Origin of the sequence: Natronococcus sp. CG52, from assembly GCF_023913515.1 — an archaeon.
GTDB classification, from domain to species: domain Archaea; phylum Halobacteriota; class Halobacteria; order Halobacteriales; family Natrialbaceae; genus Natronococcus; species Natronococcus zhouii.
In genome coordinates this window covers 3,445,556-3,464,707 of record NZ_CP099391.1, presented here as the reverse complement: position 1 = coordinate 3,464,707, position 19,152 = coordinate 3,445,556, and the positions used below count along the sequence as shown (strand labels likewise).

The 19,152-nt window shown below is 64.2% G+C and carries 17 protein-coding genes; 3 read left to right on the top strand and 14 right to left on the bottom strand.

The features are described 5' to 3' along the window. The 7 genes from NED97_RS17325 to ahaH form a co-directional block, all read right to left on the bottom strand. Positions 1-1,764, bottom strand: a complete 1,764-nt coding sequence (locus tag NED97_RS17325) for an ATP synthase subunit A (protein ID WP_252488268.1) — start codon at positions 1,762-1,764, stop codon at positions 1-3. 2 nt (positions 1,765-1,766) lie between these two features. Then, positions 1,767-2,102, bottom strand: coding sequence for a V-type ATP synthase subunit F (locus NED97_RS17320; RefSeq protein ID WP_252488267.1), 336 nt, complete (start codon positions 2,100-2,102; stop codon positions 1,767-1,769). Continuing rightward, entirely contained in the window at positions 2,099-3,166 is a 1,068-nt protein-coding gene (locus NED97_RS17315; protein WP_252488266.1) for a V-type ATP synthase subunit C, read from the bottom strand. Before NED97_RS17315 ends, NED97_RS17320 begins: the two co-directional genes overlap by 4 nt. Next, positions 3,163-3,744 (bottom strand): V-type ATP synthase subunit E, encoded by a 582-nt coding sequence (locus NED97_RS17310; protein ID WP_252488265.1) that lies wholly within the window; start codon positions 3,742-3,744, stop codon positions 3,163-3,165. The genes NED97_RS17315 and NED97_RS17310 overlap by 4 nt, the downstream gene beginning before the upstream one ends. A gap of 20 nt (positions 3,745-3,764) precedes the next feature. Further along, positions 3,765-4,019: a hypothetical protein gene (locus NED97_RS17305; RefSeq protein WP_382207340.1), complete on the bottom strand. Its 255-nt coding sequence runs from the start codon at positions 4,017-4,019 to the stop codon at positions 3,765-3,767. 264 nt (positions 4,020-4,283) lie between these two features. Then, entirely contained in the window at positions 4,284-6,530 is a 2,247-nt protein-coding gene (locus NED97_RS17300) for a V-type ATP synthase subunit I (protein ID WP_252488264.1), read from the bottom strand. Further along, on the bottom strand, positions 6,517-6,849 hold the full coding sequence (gene ahaH, locus NED97_RS17295) for an ATP synthase archaeal subunit H (protein WP_252488263.1): 333 nt from the start codon (positions 6,847-6,849) through the stop codon (positions 6,517-6,519). The genes NED97_RS17300 and ahaH overlap by 14 nt, the downstream gene beginning before the upstream one ends. Before the next feature lie 239 nt (positions 6,850-7,088). On the opposite strand from ahaH, the gene NED97_RS17290 reads away from it, so the two are divergent. Further along, entirely contained in the window at positions 7,089-7,712 is a 624-nt protein-coding gene (locus NED97_RS17290; protein ID WP_252488262.1) for a methyltransferase domain-containing protein, read from the top strand. A 27-nt stretch (positions 7,713-7,739) separates the two neighbouring features. On the opposite strand, the gene NED97_RS17285 is transcribed toward NED97_RS17290, so the two are convergent. Together NED97_RS17285 and NED97_RS17280 are read right to left on the bottom strand one after the other, a co-directional pair. Beyond that, entirely contained in the window at positions 7,740-8,246 is a 507-nt protein-coding gene (locus NED97_RS17285) for a type IV pilin N-terminal domain-containing protein (RefSeq protein WP_252488261.1), read from the bottom strand. Positions 8,247-8,322: 76 nt separating this feature from the next. After that, positions 8,323-9,606 (bottom strand): DUF7096 domain-containing protein, encoded by a 1,284-nt coding sequence (locus NED97_RS17280; protein WP_252488260.1) that lies wholly within the window; start codon positions 9,604-9,606, stop codon positions 8,323-8,325. Positions 9,607-9,762: 156 nt separating this feature from the next. Between NED97_RS17280 and NED97_RS17275 the strand changes: the two genes are divergently transcribed. Next, complete coding sequence (locus NED97_RS17275; protein WP_252488259.1) at positions 9,763-11,076, top strand: helix-turn-helix transcriptional regulator; 1,314 nt, start codon at positions 9,763-9,765, stop codon at positions 11,074-11,076. 32 nt (positions 11,077-11,108) lie between these two features. Here the strand turns inward: NED97_RS17275 and NED97_RS17270 are convergent, their stop codons facing one another. Together NED97_RS17270 and NED97_RS17265 are read right to left on the bottom strand one after the other, a co-directional pair. Next, positions 11,109-11,840, bottom strand: a complete 732-nt coding sequence (locus NED97_RS17270; protein WP_252488258.1) for a hypothetical protein — start codon at positions 11,838-11,840, stop codon at positions 11,109-11,111. A gap of 305 nt (positions 11,841-12,145) precedes the next feature. Next, the gene (locus NED97_RS17265) at positions 12,146-13,141 is read right to left on the bottom strand and encodes a radical SAM protein (protein WP_252488257.1); all 996 of its coding nucleotides are present in this window, start codon (positions 13,139-13,141) and stop codon (positions 12,146-12,148) included. Positions 13,142-13,320: 179 nt separating this feature from the next. Between NED97_RS17265 and NED97_RS17260 the strand changes: the two genes are divergently transcribed. Beyond that, positions 13,321-14,424: a DUF373 family protein gene (locus NED97_RS17260; RefSeq protein ID WP_252488256.1), complete on the top strand. Its 1,104-nt coding sequence runs from the start codon at positions 13,321-13,323 to the stop codon at positions 14,422-14,424. A gap of 14 nt (positions 14,425-14,438) precedes the next feature. Here NED97_RS17260 and NED97_RS17255 read toward each other — a convergent pair whose 3' ends face one another. From NED97_RS17255 to NED97_RS17245, 3 genes are read right to left on the bottom strand one after another with little or no spacing between them, the layout of a single operon-like run. Further along, entirely contained in the window at positions 14,439-15,281 is an 843-nt protein-coding gene (locus tag NED97_RS17255) for a polyprenyl synthetase family protein (RefSeq protein ID WP_252488255.1), read from the bottom strand. Positions 15,282-15,330: 49 nt separating this feature from the next. After that, complete coding sequence (locus NED97_RS17250) at positions 15,331-17,805, bottom strand: methyl-accepting chemotaxis protein (protein WP_252488254.1); 2,475 nt, start codon at positions 17,803-17,805, stop codon at positions 15,331-15,333. Continuing rightward, positions 17,805-19,073, bottom strand: a complete 1,269-nt coding sequence (locus NED97_RS17245) for an ABC transporter substrate-binding protein (protein ID WP_252488253.1) — start codon at positions 19,071-19,073, stop codon at positions 17,805-17,807. Before NED97_RS17245 ends, NED97_RS17250 begins: the two co-directional genes overlap by 1 nt. Positions 19,074-19,152: the final 79 nt, after the last annotated feature.

Sequence of the window (19,152 nt, the reverse complement as noted above, 5' to 3'; positions counted from 1 at the left end):
TTAGTACAGTGCTCTGATCTGCTCTTCCAGATCCGATTCGAGTTCGTCGATGAACTCGTTCCACTCCTCCGCGGTGCTCATCCGGTTGAGACGGGGCGCGGCGTCGACGTCGGTGATCTCTTCGACCGGGATGCCGGCCTCGAGCGCCTCGAAGGCCTCGTCGTTGAACGTCCTGATCGCCTGAAGCATCCGGTAGGTTTTCTTCGGATCGCAGTAGGTGTCGACGTCGTGGAACGCGTTCTGCTGGAGCCAGGCCTCACGCAGGTATCGAGCGATCTCGAGTGTGAGCTGCTGGTCTTCCGGCAGGGCGTCCTTGCCGACGAGCTGGACGATCTCCTGCAGTTCGTCCTCCTCGTCGAGCACGTCGACCGCCCACTGGCGCACCTCCGGCCAGTCTTCCGCGACGTTCTCTCGGAACCACGGGTCGAGCTGCTGGCGGTACAGCGAGTACGACTCGTTCCAGTTGATCGACGGGAAGTGTCGTCGCTCGGCGAGGTCGGCGTCCAGCGCCCAGAACGTCTTGACGATACGCAGCGTGTTCTGGGTAACCGGCTCGGAGAAGTCTCCGCCGGGCGGCGAGACGGCGCCGATGACCGACACCGATCCCTGCGTCCCGTTGATGTTCTGGAACAGGCCGGCGCGCTCGTAGAACTCGGAGAGCGCCGCCGCCAGATATGCGGGATACCCCTCTTCGCCGGGCATCTCCTCGAGCCGGCTCGAGATTTCGCGCATGGCCTCGGCCCACCGGGAGGTGGAGTCGGCCATCAGCGCGACGTCGTACCCCGTGTCGCGGAAGTACTCCGCGATGGTGATCCCCGTGTAGATACAGGATTCGCGGGCCGCGACGGGCATGTTGGACGTGTTCGCGATGAGGCACGTCCGGGACATGAGCGGCTTGCCCGTCTTCGGGTCCTCGAGCTCCGGGAAGTCCTCGATGACCTCGGTCATCTCGTTGCCGCGCTCGCCGCAGCCGACGTAGACGACGATGTCCGCGTCGGCCCACTTGGCGAGCTGGTGCTGGGTGACCGTCTTCCCCGAACCGAACGGACCGGGAATCGCCGCGGTCCCGCCCTTGGCGATCGGGAAGAGTCCGTCGAGGATTCGCTGTCCCGAGACGAGCGGAATCGTCGGCGTCTCCTTCTCCGCGGAGGGCCGAGCCTCTCGAACCGGCCACTCCTGGTGCATCGTGATCTCCTCGTCGGAGTCCAGTTCGGCGACGACTTCGTCGACCGTGAACTCGCCCGCCTCGATCGAGGTGACCTCACCGCCCTCGTAATCCGGCGGAACCATCACCTTGTGGGTGATGCTCGCGGTCTCGGGAACTTCGCCGACGACGTCGCCGGCTTCGACGATCTCGCCTTCCGCGACGGTGGGCGTAAACTCCCACTCCGTCTCGAAGTCGATGCCGGGTGCGTCGACTCCGCGGTCGAGGAACGCCGATCCCATCTTCTCCTCGAGTTCGTCCAGCGGACGCTGGACGCCGTCGTAGATGGCGTTCAGCACGCCCGGACCGAGGTCGACGCTCAGGGGCTCGCCCGTGTTCTCGACGGGTTCGCCCGGGCCGACGCCGGAGGTTTCCTCGTACACCTGAATCGTGGTCAGGTTCCCTTCGATCTCGATGACCTCGCCCATCAGTCCTTCGTCGCCGACGTAGACGACGTCGTTCATCCGGGCGTCGAGGTCCGTGGCGGTCACGACCGGACCGCTCACGCTTTCGATTACACCGTCTTCGTCGACGGATTCGATGTCTTCTGCCTGGCTCATAGTTACTCGCTGTCTTCGTCCTCTTCCATTAGGTCGATCCCGATCGCGCGCTTGATCTGATCGCGCAGTCCGCCGCCACCGGTACCGCTCCCGATGGTGACGACGACCGGTTCGACGCTCGTTTCGACGTCCTGGCGAACGGACCGGGAGAGATACTCGAGGTCGTCGTCGTGCATGACGACGATGCCGATCCCCTCGTCTTCGAGGGCGGCCGTCGCGGCGTCGTCGAGCGACGCGTCTTTCTCCTCCTCCGGGACGTTCTCGAAGCGTCGAACGCCCGCGAGTCGGAACCCGGTCGTAAACTCCGGACTGCCGACGACTGCGATCTCCTGACTCATAGGATCACCAGTTCCTCTTCGATCTCACTTTCGGTGAGACCGACCTCTCGGCCGCGTGCGATTGCACGGATGTTCTCGACCTCGCGCTCCTTCGCGAGGATGTACGACAGCACCGCCGAGACCGAGGTCGGGTAGATGCTCGAGAGCGTATCCGCGTACTCGAGCAACGCAGCGTCTAGTGCGTGCTCGAACTGGATAAGGCTGTCAGCATCGCGAAGGCGATCCAGTGCACCCGACAGACGGTCGCCGTAGCGTTTGTTCTCGGCGATGTGGTCGACGAGTTCGTCGTAGTTCGCGACGAGTCGATTCAGCTCTGACCGGTCGAACAGGACGCCACCCTCGATGTAGTAGGCCGCGGGATCGAGGTCGGCGCCGCTGCGGGCCAGCCGCAACGCGTTCCGTGCGTTCCGAAAGTCGATCTCGGCCTGCAGGAACTCGACGTAGAGGGCTTCCGGCCCCTCCTGGGGTTCACTGACGTTCCGCGGGCTAACTCCCTCGAGCAGGTGCTCGAAGAACTCCCGGTCCAGCGCGTTCTCGAGCGAAACGAGCGCGCCCGTCTCCTCGAACTCCTCGTACGCCACGCTGAGGGGTTCGTAGTAGATCGTGCCGTACAGCACGTCGATCGCGTCCTCGATTTCGTCGACCTCGAGCAGCCGATCGATCGTCCGGTCGTCGAGGTCGCCGGCGCGGATGAGGTCCGTCTGGATCTCCTCGGCGGTCGAATCGGTGTAGATACCGCGGATGATCGTTTTGAGGTTCCAGACGTCGAACTTCCGGAGGTACCGGGCGATGAGGTCGTAGAGTCGTCCCTCCGACCAGTCCAGCAGGTCGTCGAAGTGCTTCGCGAGGTTGCGGTTCAGCGCGTACTCGATCAGGTCGACTCCCGAAAAGCGTGCTCCGAGCGCGTTGATCTCGCGTTCGTACTCCGTCTCCTCCATGAACCGTGCGATCTCGCTCGGCCCCATCCGGATCAGCTTGCGGTAATCTTCGTCCGCGAACAACGAGGCTCGGCGCGACCGAACGCGAGCGTTCACGTATTCCGGATTTGAGGCACCTGCACTCATTGCTCGAAGAGTCGGTTGCTGATCTCCCGGAGGTTGTCTTCCCACACGTCCTCGAGCACCGAGTCAAACGCGTTGTTGACTCGAACTCGAGACTGGTCGCTCTCGACGACGACGCCGCCGAGACAGTCGCGCTCGCCGGCGTACTCGTAGCCGTCGTAGTCGTCGAGGATCGACTCGATCAGCTCCCGGTCGTCCGCACGACCGTAGACGCTGACGTCGTCGTCCTCGTCGAACTCCGCGCTCGCAGCATCGAGGAGTTCGCGGGTGAGCTCCTCGCGGGTCTCCCCCTCGAGAGCGATGAGTTCGTCTTCGACCTGTTCTCGGACGTCGCCGAGGACGTCGCGGCGGGCCTCCAGTCGCTTCTGTTTCGCCTCCAGCTTCGCACTGGAGAGTCGCTGTTCACGTAGCTGCTCGGTCTCGCGCTCGGCCTCCTGCTCCGCGTTCTCGAGAATCTCGTCGGCGTCGGCTTCGGCGGCCGATTCGATCTCCTCGGCGCGAGCCTCGCCCTCGTTACGGATTTTCTCCGCACGCGCGCGGGCTTCTTCCCGAATGTCTTCTACGACTGTGTCCAAACTCATTGTAAGAGGGAGGGTGGTCGCTAGACCAGGAAAATGGCGACGATCGCGAAAATGACGAGCGTTTCCGGCAGAACGGTCATGACGATACCGGGAACGAACATATCGTCGTCTTCGGCGATTGCACCGACAGCAGCAGCACCGATACCCCGCTCGGCGTATCCCGCGGCGAGCGCGGAGAGACCGACTGCGAGCGCGGCAGCGGCGGTCGGCTCGAGCATTGGGGCTTCTTCAGCTTGCTGTGCAAGGGTAGTGGCGAGTTCGAGTCCTTCGATCATGGTAATACTCACTGTGAGTTCGATTGCTCCGAACAGCCGTATCTGGCTCTGCCCTCCTCATAAAACTCTCGAAAAAATTCGACATAGCTAAACTGGATCACCGGTTTTCGTGGAGTTTGGTACGTTGTGACAGGACTCGCTGCTCTTCGCTCGGTCTCGCGACCCCCTCGTCGCTGTGGCACGCGCTCGGAACGCGAAGCGAGTGAGCGACCGGTCAGCCGCGACCGGTCGAAAAGAGAATACGGGTCGGCGGGCGATCGGTCCTCAGTCAGCCTGCGGCTGTGCCGACTGCTCCTCGTGCCCGAACGGCTCGTACTCCTCGCCGCCGCCCTCGTAGAACTTCTGGAAGAACTCCACGTACTCGAGGCGGAGCATCTGGATACCAGCGGCGGTGATCCCCAGCAGGAGCACGACGATGTGCCCGAAGACGAACACGAGGATCGCGAGCGGCACGCCGATCCAGGCCGGGTCCATCCAGAGGAGTCCGACGAAGTCCTGCTCGTAGCCGGTCACGTCGTACGTCGGGAGGTTGAACGCGGTGTAGCCGTGGTCCGTGTAGCCGCCGAACACCAGCAGGTTCACCGCGAACGCCATCCCGCCCTTCGCGAGCAGGACGGCGACCATCCGCAGGTACGAGAGGACGTGACCGAACGCCCACGCCGGCACCTCGAAGACGCCGGCGATTCCCTCTCCGACGCCGACCATCACGGCACCGACAAGGAACGCACCGAGGCCGACGAGGCCGACGATCTCCGGCAAACCGGCGAAGCCGAAGAACTCGTAGAGCACGGCCTCCTCGCCGGTGCCGACGAGGAAGTCGGGCTTCGCGTCGACCTGGTGGAGGCTGAAGATCCAGACGAACAGCCCGTTCATCGCGAGGATCCACGACAGGCGCTCGTAGACCGCGGCCTTGAGCCCGTGGCTAAGCTCGTTGATGAAGCCCAGGATGAGCCCCATGTTCAGGTGGATGAGGCCGAAGACGACGCTGAACATGATCCAGAAGATCGCCCAGTCTACCGCCTGCAGGCCCTTGTCGAGGCTCGCCGCGAAGAGGTACTCCGACATGACGTGGTGGATATCCTCGGGCACGAAGTCGTGCATGTGGATACCGAAGATGTCGTCGTACAGCCAGCCGAACAGCACCGTGAACCCACCGGCCCAGATCCCGATGGTACCGAGCGCCTTGCCGGCGTCGGAGTCGAAGACCTTCCAGCAGCCCCAGCCCATCAGCATGTAGATGAGCCCGTAGCCGATGTCCCCGATCATGTACCCGAACGCGAACGGGTAGGTCAGGAACACCAGCACCGTGGGATCGAGTTCGCTGTACCTGGGCTGGCTCACCATCTTGACCAGCAGTTCGAACGGCCTCGCCGGCGTGATGTTGTTGAGGATGACCGGCGGTTCGTCGTCCATCGTCACGGCGCCGCCGTGTCCGTCGGACTGTCGCGTCCCGCCGTCGGTCGCGGCCTTCCGCTGTGCCGGCTGGTCGGCGCTCTCGGTCTCGGCACTCGGCTCGCCGCCGTTGCCGTCACCGTCTCCGCCGCTGCCGGTGTGGGCTTCCGCACCGTGTTCGTGCTCCTCGTAGTCGGCGGTCTCGAGCTCTTCGATCTCGACGCTCTCGCCGACGGTGTCTCGCAGCGCGGAGACGAACGCGTCGTACTTGTCCGCGGGAATCCAGCCCTCGGCGATGAACGCCCGGTCGCTGGTCGCGAACTGCAGCGGCGCTTCCGCGCGCTGGACTTCGATCGTTAACTCCTCCTCGACGCGCAGGAGGAACGACCCCTCGTTGGCCTTGATGGCCTCGAGTTCGGCGTCGATCTCCTCGAGTTCCGACTCGAGGTCGCGCTTTTGCTCCTCGAGGTCGGCGACGTACGCGTCGGGGCCCTGCTCGGTTTCGGGCACCGCGTAGCGGGTGAACTCGACGCCGACGAGCGCGTCGTCGACGACGTTTTCCTCCGTCGCGTCCTCGGTCGGTGCGGCGACAACGGCAACGACGTCACCGCCGGTGAACGTCTCGAAGGATCGGATCTCGTCCGACGCTTCGAGCGCGTCCTCGACGTCCGCTACCGGCCCTTCGCCGACCAGGACGTCGACCGACTCGTACCCCGACAGGAGGTCGAGGTCGATCCCCAGTTCCGCGAACGGGGCGACCCGGTCGATGCGCTCGTTGACCTGACGGAGGTCGTCGCGGACCTCGCTGCGCCGGTCGTCGAGCCCGTTGATCTTCGTGCGGATCCGCTCGAGCCGCTGCTCCCAGTCGTCGTCGATCGTCCCCGGAGCGGTGTCCTCCTCGGACAGTTCCAGGGCGCTCTCGAGCGCTCGGACGGTCACCAGCTTCTCGGAGGCGTTCTCCGCCCCTTCGATCGGGTTTCCGTTGTCGAACCCCTGCCAGGAGCCGTCGTAGTCCGAGAGATGAACCAGGTTCAGTTCGTGGATTCGTTCGATGACCGCGGGCATCACGCCCTTGGAGCCGGTCACCGAAACCTTGCTCATCCGCTCAGGTCTGAGCATGGACGTCCTCCTGGAACAGTTCGACGACGTATTCGGTCACTTCGTCGACCCGGTCTCGGGCACGCTCGGCGAGCGCCTCGCGCTCCTGTTCGCCCTCGCGAAGGACCTGCTCACACTCTTCGTCGATCTCCGCGCGCGCCGCCTCGAGGCGGCGCTCCGTGAGATCCCGCGCTTCTTGTTCCGCTTCCGTGCGAATCTCCTCGGCACGTTCCCGGGCCTCGGCTATCCGCTCGTCGCGGTCGTTCTCTGCCAATGCGACGATCTCGTCGGCCTCTTCCTCCGCCGACTTAATTCGTTCGAGAACCTCTGGCCTCGGCATACTCTAAGCAAGGGAACGTTTGCGGCAACGCGTATATGGTAGTTGCGAAAGTATCCCAGCCGATCGCGGCCTCAGTCGCCAGTAGTCGGTGATTATCCCGTCCGCTGTAACTGTTCGTGGAATTCGGCGAGAGCGGCCGGCGAATCCAACGCGCCGGCTCACAGGCGATAGTCTCTCCGAACGCCGCTGTTCGTCCGGGAACAGCAGACATATGCCAGTCGGATCGAAAGCCACTCCCGATGGGAGTTCTCGAGAACAAGGCCCGTGCCCGGCTGTTCTACAAGTACCTCTCGAAGGTCTACGACCGGGTGAACCCCTTCGTCTGGACCGAGGAGATGCGAAACGACGCTCTCGAACTACTCGACATCGACCCCGAAATGACGGTCCTCGACGTCGGCTGTGGCACCGGTTTCGCGACCGAGGGGCTGCTCGAGCACGTCGACGAGGTGTACGCCATCGACCAGAGCGAACACCAGCTCGAGCAGGCGTACGCCAAGTTCGGGAAGCGGGCGCCGCCGGTACAGTTCCACCGCGGCGACGCCGAACGGCTGCCGTTCGCGACGGACACGTTCGACGTCGTCTGGTCGTCGGGCTCGATCGAGTACTGGCCGAATCCGATTCTCGCCCTGCGCGAGTTCCGACGCGTGCTGAAACCCGGCGGACAGGTACTGGTCGTCGGGCCGAACTATCCCGACAACCCCGTGACGCAGAAACTGGCGGACGCGATAATGCTCTTTTACGACGAGTACGAGGCCGACCGAATGTTCAAGACCGCCGGCTTCGAGGAAGTTAAACACGCGTTCATGGGGCCGGAGTACGAGCCGGAGGTCGCGATCACGACGATCGGACGCGCTCCGGAGTAGTCGAAGGCCCGCGTTGCGAGTCGACCGTTAGGTCGCCGTCGTTTCGGAGGAGCCGACGCGCTGACCGTCGAGGGTGACCGTGACCGTGATCGAATCACCCGACTCGATCTGTGGCTCGTTCGTTCCGGCGACGGTGAACGCCGCTCGTTCTCTCGTCGTCCACGTCTGATCGCTCGCCGCGTTGAACGGCCCGCGCGGGGTTCCGGCGAACCCGTCCGCCCCGACGAAGGGAACGGGCGGCTGTTCCGATAGCGACTCTCCGTTCACGACGACGGTGACCGAGAGTTCGCCGACGTCGATCGGGTCCCCGGCGACGTATTCGATCGTGACCGTCCCCGAATCGCCGTCGACCGCGAGTTCGAACGCCGCGGTCACGCGTACCGGCTCGATGGTCCACGTACTGGCGCCGATCACGACGACGGTCGCCAGCGCGACGGTAATGCCGACGAGCAGAAGGATACCGATCAGAGGGGCGATTCCACGCCCGCTGATTCTGCTTGCCCGTTCGGATCGGTCGACCGACGTCGGAGACACGGCTCGTCTGGCCGCGCCTTCGTACATAAATTCCCGGCCGATTCCGCAGTTCGTACGCTGTCCGAACTCGTCCTGTTCAGTCCTCGTCGCCCGAAACCGTCACTTCGACGGTTTCGCCCGCCGACTCCACTTCGACGTCGTACTCGCTCGCGGGCGGCAAGATCCACAGCGTGCCGTCGGCGCCGGTCTCCCCGACTTCGGTTCCGTCGATCGTAACCGTCGCGTTTTGCGGGTCGTCGTCGTCTGCGCCGGTTACCGTCACCTTCGCCGGTCCGCCTGCGGGCGTCTCGGCGACCGATATCTCGAGGTCGTTCTCGATCCAGTTCGTCTCGTCAGTGACGGGCAAAGCCGCGACGCGCAACTGCTGAACCTCGCGGTGGACGCTCGCGGTTCCGCCGTCGACGTACACCTCGAGCGCTCCCTGGGTGTGTCCGACGTCGAGCCAGTAGAGGTTCTCGGAGCTGTGGTCCTGGAAGTGCGGTGAGCCGTGCGTATCTGCCCACGGATAGAACTCCATCGTTCGGTCGAGCGCCTCGGACGTTTCGATGTTTGCGAACTGGTCCGGTTCGTCGGTGTCTCGGTGATCGAACCGAGTCGTCTCGACGAGGTAGTTTCTGCTGTCGACGGTCGAGACGCTGTATCCGTTCTCCGACGTCCGGATCAGCAGCTCCGTCCGCTGATTCGTTCGCATCGTCGACTCGAGGTCGCTGCGGATCGACGTCTGGTGGAAGTCGAACACCTTGTCGACCGCACGCGCCTGCTGCGTCGAGATCGAATAGCCGGGCACTCGGCTGCTTCGTTCCCGTAGATCGCTGAGAACGCTCGAAAGCAGCGCTGCCTCGTTGTGATTTCGGATCAGTGTCTGTATCAGCTCGGCGGTCGAGCGGTCGCCGTCGGCGTGTTCCCGAACGGCCTGGCGCTCACGAGACTCGAGTCCGTCGGCTCGCTCTCTGAGCTGATCGTAGGCCGCCTGAATCATCTCTGCCCGTTCTTCGTTCGAGGCGTCGTCGAACTCGCTGTCGAGCAGGCGGTACTGTTCGTGATCGACCCGGAGCTCGTCATCGCTGCTGGCGAGTGCAGTACCCAGGTCGTTGCTGTGATCGGTGTGTTCGCTTCTGATTTCGCCGTCGAGCTGGAGGCGGTTCGTCGTATTGTTGGCTTCGACGGGAGCGGCGTAGTTCGTCGTGTTATTGGATTGGACCGAGGTAACGCGCTGGGAATTCTCCTGTTGCGGAGATTCGCCGACACCGGCCAGATCGTCCCCCTCGCTTCCCGCTCCAGAATCGGCCGCAGTAACGGCCATCGCAGGAAGCGAGACGACGAGTAGCAACGCGAGGAGGACGGCTGTCGCGCTGTTCATCGCTCCACTGTAAACACTCCTGATATAAAATATGGTCGGCCAATTCCGGGGGCGCGTGAACGTTAGAGAGTGGCGGAAATCGTTCAGTCTTATCTGTAACGTTTTATTTTCGTATGGAAAGTGTTTTTTCCTCTGAGAGACCACCGGGTCATACACATGCGGTTATCCGCCGCGGTAACATTCGCGCTGGTGGCCCTTCTCGTCGGTTCCCTCACGGGGGCAGTGGCCGCCGAATCGTTGGCGTCCGCACCAGCAGCGACGACTCACGCTCCGGCGGAATCACAGCTGGAATCGACGGCCGCGGCCGCGGCTGGAAGCCAGGCTACAGTCAACGAGCAATCCCCACCCGCCGCCGATCCGGCGCAGATAATCCGGATCAACGTGACCACGAGCGGCGACGCCGAGTGGACGATCGAAAGTCGATTCCTCCTGACCGACGACGAGGACGTCGAGGCGTTCCTCGAGTACGCCGACGCGATCGAATCCGGCGACCGTGACGCGGCCTACGACCGCGAGCTGTTCGAGCCCCACGTCCAAACTGCCGAGGAGGCGACCGACCGCGAGATGTCGATCGAGGACGACGGCTGGGAGGAGCCGCGCCTCGAGTCCCCCGAGGGCGACGAGTTCGAAGACGATACGCGGGTGGGCGTTCTCGCCTACTCGTTCACCTGGACTAACTTCGCGACGATGGACGAGAATCGGATCTACTTCGGCGATGCGTTCCAGACCGACGACGGCCTCTGGCTCTCGAAACTCGCCGACGAACAGCGTCTCGTCGTTCAGTCGCCGCCGAACTACGGCTTCCACGACTACAACCTCCCGGTCAGTCCGCAAAACGGCGCACTGATCATCGACGGACCGTACCAGTTCAGCGAGGACGAACTCGAGGTCGTCTTCCTCCGTGGTGCCGGCGGCAATGGCGGTTCCGGTCCCGGCAGCGGCGTCCTGCTTCCCAGTACGGGCTGGCTCGTTGGCGGGGTTTTTCTACTCGTCGTGGCCGTCGGCACCACGAGTTACGCCCTCGCACGCCGGTCGTCCGACCACGAATGGCCGGCGATCCCCCCGCTCGAGCGGACGCCGTGGTCGGACACGGAGGATACCCCCGAGACCTCGAGCAGAAGCGATCCGCCGGACGAAACCGGTGTCGAATCGGCGACACGCTCGTCGCCGGAGCCCGCCCCCGAAGCCGTGGACCAGCCCGACGATACGAGCCAGGAGTTCGCGTATGCCGAGGAGGACGATGAGGTCGATCCCGAACTGTTGAGCGACGAAGAGCGCGTCCTTCGACTGCTCAGGAAGAACGGTGGCCGAATGAAGCAGGCCTCGATCGTCTCGGAGACGGGCTGGTCGAACGCCAAGGTGTCACAGCTCCTCTCGAAGATGGACGACGACGAGGACATCAAGAAGCTCCGAATCGGCCGCGAGAACCTCATCACGCTGCCCGAGATCGACCCGACCGAAATCGATTGACCTCGTCGTCGGATCCGACCGTTCCGGCGCGATCAGTTCTCGTTCGACTCCGAATCGTCGTCAGCGTTGTCGTCGGTATCGCTACCGTCCGCCTCGGGTTCCGGGTTGAAGTGGATCTGCGTCTCGACGGCGTCGTAGATGTCGTCCCAGTCCTTGTCCTCGTCCATCAGGAAGACTTCGACGGTCAGCGAACCTTCGCCGAACTCTTCGATGCCGGCCGGCCGCACGTCGATGTGGAACGTCCCGTTTTCGTCCATGTCGACGTGCCCCGTCCGTTCGACGATCTTCTGGTCGTTGGCACCCTCGTTGATCTTGACGAAGAAGTAGGGTTCGCCGACCACGTCACCGTGCTCCGGCGGGTCGACGTTCTCCATGCTGGTGTTGGCGACGACCTCGAGGTTGAAGTTCGAGTAGCCTTCGCCGTCCTCGGCGGGCTCCTTGTCGACGAACTCGACGGATTCGATCCGATCTTCGCGCTCGTCCTCCATCGGTCGATTCGGTTCCTTCGGCGGTTCCCACTCCGCCTCCGCCGTTCCGTCTTCGTCGTCAGGTTCCGCCGTTCCTTCGTCGATGTCGTCAGCCTCTTCCAGTCCGTCGTCGTCATCGCTACTCTCGTTCGTCTCGTCGTCGTCCACGTCCTCGAGTTCCGTCTCGTCGTCCGTCTCGTTCGACTGATCGTCGGTCATCGCCCCGTCGAGGGCAGCACACCCAGACAGGGCCACGAGCAGTGCAACCGCCACCACGGCGAGTTTTCGAAATTGCATCGTGGCCGGTCGTACCGGGACGACTCTCATTATTACAGCTTCGATAAGCGCCGATACCGGGTTCGACGAGAATCCAGCCAACACGGCCTCGAGACGCCCGTTCTATCGGATTTCAGCGCAGTGAAACGAATTTAAGCGGTACACAATTGACCCGAACGCTGCGTCGCGACCGCTTTACTCGTCGAGTTCGTTCGTGCTGCTCACGGCTCCCTTCGGTTGCCGTTCGCCCCTCCCACCGCACACCGCCCCTCTAAAAATTTACGTTAAAAGCCGCTCACTCGCGCTGCTCGTTCGCGGTACGGTTACTACGCCAGCGGTGTCCGCTCTACCACCTGTCCGTCGTAGGTCGGATACTGCTCGACGATTTCGCCCTCCTCGAGATCGCCTTCGTCGATCATCTCCTCTAAGAGCCACCAGGCGACCTCGACGTGGTTCGACTTGACGGTGTAGAACTCCTCGGGGACGCCGAGGTCGGCGAACCGCTCGGGGTCGGCGCGGGTCTTCCCGTAGACGAGCGTCCCGTCGTCGGTGACGTCGTCGAACTCCCGACGGACGTTCCGGGCGGCCCGTTTCAGGCGACGACGGTGCTGGGCGGCGTCCTTGAACACGGACGTACAGAAGTAGACCTTCTCGTGGTCGCCCATGACGTCGAGAATATCGTCGCGGTCGTTGTCGACGGCGCTCATGTGCCCTTCCTTGAGTTCGAATCCCTTCTCCTGCATCCGGCGGTAGTTCCCGTCGGACATCTCGAACTCGTTGATGTTACAGAAGTCGGCCGCGCCCTCGTCTAAGAACTCGAGGAACTCCTCTTCGGCGCGGATGCCGGGAATCTCGAACGCGGGCGTGAGCCCTTCCTCGCGGGCGATGTGGAGGATCTCTTCCCACTCGGTACCGTGCATCTCGCCCCACAGTTCGAGCGGCGGGTGGAAGCGAATCTCGTCGAGGCCGGCCTCGGAGAGGCGGCGCATGTTCTCGCGGCCGCCGGTGATACCCGTGTAGAGGTGGGTGTGGTGGTCCTCGCCGAACTCGTCTTTCAGCAGTTCGAGGTAGTGACAGGTCCGCTCGAGGGCCTCCTGGGGCTCGCCGCCCGTGATCGAGGTGCCGAGCGCGTCCATCCGGTGGGCTTCGGTGAGGACGTCCTCGTCGGATTCGACCTGCCGTTCGTTGGCGTAGACGTCGGTGACGTTCTTGCGGTTCTCGCCGAGCGGGCAGTAGAAGCAGTCGCGCTGGTCGCAGTAACCGTAGACGAACAGCACCATCTTGCCGCCTTTCGCGCACTGCTCACAGCCCTTCGAGATCATTCGATGGGACGTAGCCGGCCGAGCCTCAAAAACTGTGCGAAACGCCGCCGCTGAATGCTGTGTGGTGTTCACACGATTGGCGTCGGTTGCGGATCAGACAGGTTCGCTTGCGATTCCGCCGAAGTCGCCGCCGGCGGGTCCCAGAAGATGGAAATACCGCGGCGTGCAACCACGAAACGATGCTGCTGGTCCTGTGTGTCGACCTCGACGACGACCTCGGTCGGAAGACCGACTTCACGACCCCGGTTATCGGCCGTGACGCCGTCGAGGAGGCAGCCGTCGCGCTCGCGACAGCGGACCCCGAAGACTCCGACGTCAACGTCGCGTTCCAGGGGGTGCACATCTACGACGACCTGGCGGACCGCGGCGAGAGCGTCGAGGTCGCCGTCGTCACCGGCAACGAGGACGGCGACGTCAACGCCAACCGCGAGGTCGGCGAGGAGGTCGACACCGTCCTGGCGAGTCTCTCGACGGCCGAGGACGTCACCGCACTCGTGGTCACCGACGGTGCGCAGGACGAGTCCGTCATTCCGGTGATCCGGTCGCGGGTCCCCATCGACGGCGTCCGTCGGGTGGTCGTCAGGCAGGCCCAGAATCTGGAGTCGATGTACTACACGTTCAAACAGGTGCTGAACGATCCCGAGACCCGCGGGACGGTGCTCATCCCGCTCGGAATCCTCCTGCTCATCTACCCGCTCGCGCTGGCCGGAACGGTGCTCGAGATGCCCGCCGTCGTCCTCGGTATGACCTCGACGCTGCTCGGTCTCTATCTCATCTCGAGAGGACTCGGCCTCGGCGAGCGACTCGACGACAGCGTCGAGCGCGCCCGCCGATCGCTGTACGCCGGCCGTACGACGCTGCTCGCCTACGTGGTCGCCGCCGCGTTGCTCGTGCTCGGCGGGGTCAGCGGTGTGAACGAACTTGAGCGCGTCCAGGCCGAGGCGGCCGGCGAGGTCGGCGTCCCCGTCATGCTCTCCGCGCTGCTGTACGGCTCGATCCAGTGGTTCGCCGCCGCCGGTGTTACCACGAGTCTGGGACAGATCACCGACGAGTACATCGCGGGGAGACTCGAGTGGCGCTACCTCAACGCGCCGTTTTACGTCGTCTCGATCGCGCTCGTCCTCTACGCGGTGAGCGCGTTCTTCCTCGACGTGGTCGGTATCACCGTCCTCGCGACGGCCCTTACGGCAGGGACGCTGCTCGGAATCGTGAGCACGCTCGCCTTCGCGGTCGCGGAATCACACTTCTCGGAAGAAGAGACGCGCCGGACCGACAGCGCCTGACCCGAATCCGGCGATTACTGCTCGCGTTCGACGACGAACTCCGCGAGTTCGAGCAGGTAGTCTCGCGCCCCGTTATCCACGACGTCGACGCGCTCGAGGGCGTCGATCGCCCGGTCGGCCTCCGCTCTGGCGCGAGCGTTCGCCTCCTCGGGTCCGAGATCGGTCACCTGGACGACCGAGGGCCGCTCTAAGGCGGCGTCGTGTCCGGTCGGCTTGCCGAGGTCTTCGGGTGCCGCGACCGCGTCGAGGACGTCGTCCCTGATCTGGAAGGCGACGCCGACGCGTTCGGCGTACTCGCCGAGTGCCTCCACGGTGAACGGGTCCGAGTCCGCGGCGATCGCGCCGAGTTCGGCGGCGGCCCGGAACAGCGCGCCGGTCTTTCGTCTGGCGAGCGTCATGTACTCCTCTTCGTTGGTCGGCTGGGCGGAGAGTTCGGTCGCCTCGCCGATCCCGAGTTCGACCATCGCCTCGGCGACGACCTGGGTGGCGTTCGGATCCGCCGAAAACAGGGCGAACGCCTCGCCGAGCAAGCCGTCGCTCGTGATGATCGCCGGCCCGTAACCGAACTTGGCCCACGCACTCGTCGTCCCGCGACGCAGGTCCGAACGGTCGATGATGTCGTCGACGACCAGCGAGGCGTTGTGAACGAGTTCGATGCCGACGCCGAAGCCGACAGCATCTTCCGGCCGTCCGCCGACGGTTTCACAGGCGAGCAGGGTGACCATCGGGCGGACGCGTTTGCCGCCCGAGAGCGCCGTGTGTCGGACTTCGTCTCTGAGTGCGTCCGGTTCGACGCCGTCGATTACTTCGACGAGACGCTCCTCGATCAGCGCCCGACGACGCTCCAGCCGTTCCATTGCCAGCGCTTAGGACAGGGTTACAAAGTAGGTGACGGTTCCGCCGAACCTACGTCTCGTCGACCCGATCGAACGAGAACGACTGCTCGGTTCGCGCGGACGCCGACGTATCAACTTCCGTCTCCGCGCCGGGATCCGCGTCGTCTGCGCCACCCGAGTCGGCGTTTTCGCCGTCGGACTCGTCGTCAACCGTTCGGTCCTCCGTCTCGAGTCCCTCGAGGGTTGCGTCGGACGTCGACGCCTCCTCTTCGTAGGCCAGTTCGACGTTGGCGCCCGATGCCCAGGACTGCGCCCCTCGATCGGTTTCGAAGCGGTCGAGCGCCTCGCTCAGGTGTGCGGACTGTCCGGCCAGGGAGTTCGCGTTCTCCGACACTTCGGTGAGGGCAGACGTCTGCTCCTCCGCGGCGGCCGCCACGTGTTGGGCCTCCTGTGCCGTCGTCTCGGAGATGTCGGTCGCCGCCGACGCCATCGCGACGACTTCCTGGGTCGACGCGGCCTGCTCTTCGGACGCCGCGGAGATCTCCTGCACGCCGTCGTTGGTCTGACTCGCGTAGTCCGCGATCTCGTCGAGCGCTGCCGCCGCGTTCTCGACGGAGTCGACGTGCGTCGCGATGCGATCGGCTGTTTTCTGGACTTCCGTCGCCGTGCGGTCGGTCCGCTCGTTGATTCGCTCCAGTCGCTTCTCGATGTCTTCGGCGGTCTCTCTCGTATCTTCCGCGAGCTCTTTGACCTGGGATGCGACGACGGCGAACCCGCTACCATCCTCGCCACCGGCGCTACCGCGTGATGCCTCGATGTTGGCGTTCAGCGCGAGCATGTTCGTTTCGCGAGCGATGTCGGAGATGAACTCGACCAGGTCGTCGATCTGTTCCATCTCCGCCTCGAGCGCCTCGATCGCCTCGACGGCCTCGGTCGATTCCGCCTCGATCTCGTGCATTCCGTCGATCGCCTCCTGCGCCGCTTCGCGGCCGAGTCGGCCCGTTTCGGCCGTCCGCTCGGCGATATCGGCGACTTCGTTCGACGACGCCGCGATCTGTTCGGTCGTCGTCGAGAGCCCTCCCATTTCGGTCGAGACCGCCTGCAAGTGTTGATTCTGCCGATCCGCACCGTCGGAGATCTCCTGAACGGACTCCGTCACCTGCTCGGACGCCGATCTCACCTCCTCGGCGCTCGTCGTCACCTCTTCGCTCGCCGTCGCGACCTCGGTGGCGAACGTCTTGACGTGTGCGGTCGTCTCCTCGAGTTCGTCGACCATCGAGTTGAACGAGTGGGCGATGTCGGCCATCGCTTCGCTCTCGCTCTCGGGATCGAGCCGCCGGGTCAGATCGCCGGCGGCGCACTGCTCCATCACGTCGCGGTACTCGTCGGCTTTCGCCTCGAGGTGGCGGTTTATCGTCTCGGTCTCGGTGCGAGCGTGCTCGGCGTCCTGGCGCGCCGCTTCGGCCTCCTGAATCTGATTCTGCAGCGAGGTGCGCATGCTGTCGAAGCCGTCGTACAACCGGCCGATCTCGTCGGCACGGGAGGTCTCGAGATCGACGTCGAGGTTCCCTTCCTCCATCTCTTTCGTCCGATCGTGCAACTCGGCTAGCGGGACGACGGTCTGTCGACCGAGAACGATTCCGACGAGTCCGAGCGCGACCAGACTCACGAGTACCATCGCGATGACGTTGGTGCCGACGTCGGTCGCGACGCCGTAAGCCTGCTCGATCGGAACGCTCGTGACGGCGACCCACTGCGTGTCGCCGACCGGCGTGTACGCTCGAACGAATTCTCCGTCCTCGACGCGCGTCGGCCGGCCGCCGAGAGCGGCCTCGAGCGCCTCCTCGTCGACCGACGTTTCGTCGATCGACGCGTCCGCGGCCTGCAGGACCGGCGTTCCATCGGCGTCGACGATGGCCGTCGACGACGACGCCCCTTCCTGCTGGAGCTGCTGGACGCGGTACTCGAGCGTGCCGATGACGACGACGACGCGATCGTCGCGTTCGGACACCGGACTGGCGAAGGCCATTACCTGGTCGTCGAGCGACGGCGACTCGTAGGCCGCGTCGGAGTTCCAGACCGCGCCGTCGAACGCGAGTTCGCTCTCGAAGTCGGTCGTCGCCCACGGATCTTCGACGCCGTCGAGCGATTCGCCGCGAAGTTTCGCGTCCGTGCTCGTGACGACCTCGCCGCTCTCGGTGTCGACGTAGTGAATCGCCCGCACGTCGACGGACATCCCCGCTTGCGCCTCGACGATCTCACCCTGAACTTCCTGCGGATCTCCCGCCTGTAACACCGGTGAGGCCGACGCGGTCCGCGTCTGGACGCGCATCGACTCGGTCCAGTCGCCGATCCCGCCCGCCTGCAACTCGGCGGTCGACTCGATCTGCTCGTTCGAATCGGCTCTCACCGTCTCGTCGATCGCGACGTAACTGACGGCGCCGACCGAGCCGATAACCAGGACGACCGCCAGAATCGATATCACGAACTTCGCGAGGTATCGCCGTCTGACGAACGACGGTACCAGTTTTGCGAGTATCGACATCACGTATTCACCCTGTCAATCTCGGCGATTCCGCCGTCCGCGTTCCGGTCGAATTCCCAGTACTCGAAGGTCGCATCCGTCGCGTCACCGTTCTGGTCGAACGACAGCGAACTCGAGGCGCCCTGATACTCGACGTTCTCCCCCTGCGCCGCGAGCTCGATGCCCTCGGCGAGTCTCTCCGGGTCGATCACCTCGCCGGGTCCGTTAGTGACCGTCTGCATGGCGTTTCTGATCGCCGTTCCGTCGTTCTGCCCGGCGTAGGCGTTGGCGAGCAAGAGGACGGCCGTCGAATCGTAGGCGTGAGCCGTGAAGATACCCGGTTCGTCGTCGTACGCGTCCTCGTACAGTTCGGTGAAGAACCCCTCGCCGGGACCGCCGACCAGCGGTGCCGTTCCACGGATTCCGTCGATCGAGCGGTCGACTTCTTCGTGAAGCTCCCCGTCTCGTAGTCCGTCGGTGACGAGCACGTCGATCTCGTCTTTGTCGTCACCCAAGTCGGTAAACAACTGCGCGCCCGTCTCGGGGTAGCCGATCACGACCAATAGGCTCGGATCGTCCGCTCTAGCTTCGTCGAGTTCCGCGGCGTAGGAGTCGCTCTCCTCGTTCACCGGAACCTGTGCCGTGACCGTCCCGTCGTGAGTCGCCTGGAACGCTTGCGTAAACGCCTGACTCAACTGCCAGCCGTAGTCGTTGTTCACGTACATCGTGGCCGCCGTCTCGCGGCCGAGATCCGTCACCGCCTGCTCCGCGAGGACGACGGCCTGTAACGAGTCCGACAGCGCCGTTCGGAAGACGAGGCCGGCGTCGTTCAACGCCGTGATCGTCGGCGTCGTCGCCGACGGCGAACAGCTGACGACCCGGTGCGGAATGAGTACCTGTTGTGTCGCCTGCAGCGTCACGTCCGAGGCTGCCGGTCCGTTGACCATCGGATAGCCGTCCCTGACGAGGCGAGCGGCGCCCTGAACGCCCGCCGAGGGAGACGTCTCCGTATCCACGACTTCGTACTCGATCTCGAGGTCGATCTCGGCTTCGACCTGACTGATCGGAAGCAACGCGGCGTCTCGAATCGGTTCCCCCACAGAGCCGAGATCGCCGCTGATCGGTTGCATTATCCCCAGTTTGAGTGTTCGATCGGTGCCGCCGCCGTCTCCGTCGTCGCCGTCACGGACGTCGAGCCCGGAGACGCTACTGAGACAGCCGGCGAGGCCGCTGAACCCGGCGACGCCGACGGCCGACAGGAGCTCCCGGCGCTTCGGTCGGACTGACATAGGATCCGTATCTAATCACTAATATATAGTTTTACTGGACAATCGCCAAAACATATATTGGATATTCTACATCTACGGC

What these genes read in the sequence shown, in the direction of transcription:
- NED97_RS17325 (WP_252488268.1), bottom strand. Translation starts at nt 1,764, where the DNA reads ATGAGCCAGGCAGAAGACATCGAATCCGTCGACGAAGACGGTGTAATC.
- NED97_RS17320 (WP_252488267.1), bottom strand. Translation starts at nt 2,102, where the DNA reads ATGAGTCAGGAGATCGCAGTCGTCGGCAGTCCGGAGTTTACGACCGGG.
- NED97_RS17315 (WP_252488266.1), bottom strand. Translation starts at nt 3,166, where the DNA reads ATGAGTGCAGGTGCCTCAAATCCGGAATACGTGAACGCTCGCGTTCGG.
- NED97_RS17310 (WP_252488265.1), bottom strand. Translation starts at nt 3,744, where the DNA reads ATGAGTTTGGACACAGTCGTAGAAGACATTCGGGAAGAAGCCCGCGCG.
- NED97_RS17305 (WP_382207340.1), bottom strand. Translation starts at nt 4,019, where the DNA reads ATGATCGAAGGACTCGAACTCGCCACTACCCTTGCACAGCAAGCTGAA.
- NED97_RS17300 (WP_252488264.1), bottom strand. Translation starts at nt 6,530, where the DNA reads ATGCTCAGACCTGAGCGGATGAGCAAGGTTTCGGTGACCGGCTCCAAG.
- ahaH (WP_252488263.1), bottom strand. Translation starts at nt 6,849, where the DNA reads ATGCCGAGGCCAGAGGTTCTCGAACGAATTAAGTCGGCGGAGGAAGAG.
- NED97_RS17290 (WP_252488262.1), top strand. Translation starts at nt 7,089, where the DNA reads ATGGGAGTTCTCGAGAACAAGGCCCGTGCCCGGCTGTTCTACAAGTAC.
- NED97_RS17280 (WP_252488260.1), bottom strand. Translation starts at nt 9,606, where the DNA reads ATGAACAGCGCGACAGCCGTCCTCCTCGCGTTGCTACTCGTCGTCTCG.
- NED97_RS17275 (WP_252488259.1), top strand. Translation starts at nt 9,763, where the DNA reads ATGCGGTTATCCGCCGCGGTAACATTCGCGCTGGTGGCCCTTCTCGTC.
- NED97_RS17270 (WP_252488258.1), bottom strand. Translation starts at nt 11,840, where the DNA reads ATGCAATTTCGAAAACTCGCCGTGGTGGCGGTTGCACTGCTCGTGGCC.
- NED97_RS17265 (WP_252488257.1), bottom strand. Translation starts at nt 13,141, where the DNA reads ATGATCTCGAAGGGCTGTGAGCAGTGCGCGAAAGGCGGCAAGATGGTG.
- NED97_RS17260 (WP_252488256.1), top strand. Translation starts at nt 13,321, where the DNA reads ATGCTGCTGGTCCTGTGTGTCGACCTCGACGACGACCTCGGTCGGAAG.
- NED97_RS17255 (WP_252488255.1), bottom strand. Translation starts at nt 15,281, where the DNA reads ATGGAACGGCTGGAGCGTCGTCGGGCGCTGATCGAGGAGCGTCTCGTC.
- NED97_RS17250 (WP_252488254.1), bottom strand. Translation starts at nt 17,805, where the DNA reads ATGTCGATACTCGCAAAACTGGTACCGTCGTTCGTCAGACGGCGATAC.
- NED97_RS17245 (WP_252488253.1), bottom strand. Translation starts at nt 19,073, where the DNA reads ATGTCAGTCCGACCGAAGCGCCGGGAGCTCCTGTCGGCCGTCGGCGTC.